General features: G+C 73.0%; 1 pseudogene. It reads left to right on the forward strand.

Annotated features, from left to right (window positions below):
• A pseudogene (locus tag IH45_RS01000000144835) lies at positions 1-411 on the forward strand (type VII secretion protein EccC); the annotation flags it as partial.

Below are 411 nucleotides of genomic sequence, written 5' to 3' on the forward strand. Positions count from 1 at the left end.
CTGTCCATGACGTCCCGGCTGCTCGTCGTCGCGGACGGACACGGGGACGACGCGGTCGACCTGCCGCGTCCCGACGAGGCGGTCGGCCTGCGCGACATGGGGGTCACCGTCCTGCACCTGCTGGAGCACCGGGTCCAGGAGCCGGGGCAGGTCGGCGTGCGGATCACCGTCGACGGCGATCAGGTGCTCATCGAGGACCTGCGTGAGCAGGAGCCGGTCAGTGGCCACGGCACCGTGGACGAGGCCGGCATCCCGTTCGTGGAAGGCCTGGCCCGGATGCTGGCGCCGCTGCGCCTGTCCGCGGAGTCGCTCACCGACGCTCCCCTCACCGGACCGGTCGGGTTCGCCGAACTCCTCGGCATCGAGGACGTGGCCCGGCTTGACCTGTCGCGTCTGTGGGCGCCGCGCGGC

This window comes from Streptomyces rimosus subsp. rimosus, from assembly GCF_000720725.1.
Classification (GTDB): domain Bacteria; phylum Actinomycetota; class Actinomycetes; order Streptomycetales; family Streptomycetaceae; genus Streptomyces; species Streptomyces rimosus_A.